Source organism: Rhizobacter sp. P3_B12 (assembly GCF_056402895.1).
Map to the genome: position 1 here is coordinate 1 of NZ_JBFUGN010001310.1, position 1,371 is coordinate 1,371.

The window sequence follows — 1,371 nt, forward strand, 5'->3', positions numbered from 1 at the left end:
GTTCGGCCTGATCGTCGGCAGCGTCGGCCACCAGCTCGGCGACACGCTGCTGTGCCAGATCGCGACCCGCCTGGACGACGCCGCGACCCGCGACGGCGGCCGCCTGTACCGCATCGACGGCGTGACTTTCGGCGCGATCTACCGCTTCGGCGGCGACGTACCGCGGCTGAATCGCGCGCTGGAGGCGCTGACCGAATCGATGGACATGCCGTTCGAGATCGGCCACCAGGACCTGATGGTGTCGATCGGCGTCGGTGCCTCGGAGTACCCGAAGGATGCGAGCAACCACGACGAGGTGGCGCGGCTGGCCGAACTGGCCAAGCTGCAGGCCCAGGCCGAGCCGGGCAACAGCCACGTGATCTACGACGCGCGCATCGGCGAAGGCCAGCGCGACAAGCTGCGCATGGAGTCGCGCATGAAGAAGGCGCTGGAATCCGGCGACTTCGAGGTGTTCTACCAGGGCCAGCGCGCGCTGCGCGGTGGCATCAAGGGCTTCGAGGCGCTGCTGCGCTGGCATGACGACGGCAAGATGGTGTCGCCGGCGCATTTCATCCCGCTGGCCGAGGAGACCGGGCTGATCGTGCGCATCGGCGCCTGGGTGCTGCGGCAGTCGTGCCTGCAGGCGAGGGCCTGGGCCGATGCGGGGCTGGGCGCGCCGGTGGTGGCGGTCAACATCTCGCCGCGCCAGTTCAACCACCCGGAGTTCATGACCACGGTGCGCGAGACGCTGGCCGAGACCGGGGTCGACCCGGCCCAGATCGAGCTCGAGATCACCGAAGGCAGCGTGATGGACGATGCCGAGGCGAGCGTCGCGCGCCTGCATGCGCTGCGCGCGCTCGGGCTGCAGCTCGCGATCGACGATTTCGGCACCGGCTACGCCAGCCTCTCGTACCTGCGCCGCTTCCCGTTGAACCGGCTGAAGATCGACCGCTCGTTCATCAGCCAGCTCGGCGCGAGCGAGCAGGACGACACCATCGTGCGCACGGTGATCGAGCTGGCGCACAGCCTGGGGTTGTCGGTCACGGCCGAAGGGGTCGAGACGCCGGCGCAGCAGGGCCTGCTCGACGGCTGGGGCTGCGACATCGTGCAGGGCTTCCTGCATTCGCGGCCCGCGCCGGCGGCCACCGCGACCGCGTTGCTGATGAGCGACCGGCAGCCTGCGCTCGCCGCGGCCTGAGGGTTCACAATCGCGCGGTGATGAATCGATTTGTCGTGGCAGCGGCGGGCGTGTTCTTCGTCGGCAGCGCGGGAGCGCAGTCGGCCACGGCCGAGTTGCGCCCCGAGCAGATCGCCCTGTACCGCCAGAAGCTCGAGGCCGGCTGCGTGACCGACGCGAAGGCTGGCGGGCTGACCGCGTCGAATGCCCAGGCC

The 1,371-nt window shown here is 70.0% G+C and carries 1 protein-coding gene; it reads left to right on the forward strand.

What is annotated here, in order from left to right; genetic code table 11:
- A partial coding sequence (locus tag AC1D01_RS34800) for a putative bifunctional diguanylate cyclase/phosphodiesterase (protein WP_477874093.1) occupies positions 1 to 1,177 on the forward strand: 1,177 nt, incomplete at its 5' end.
- Between the last annotated feature and the right edge of the window lie 194 nt (positions 1,178 to 1,371).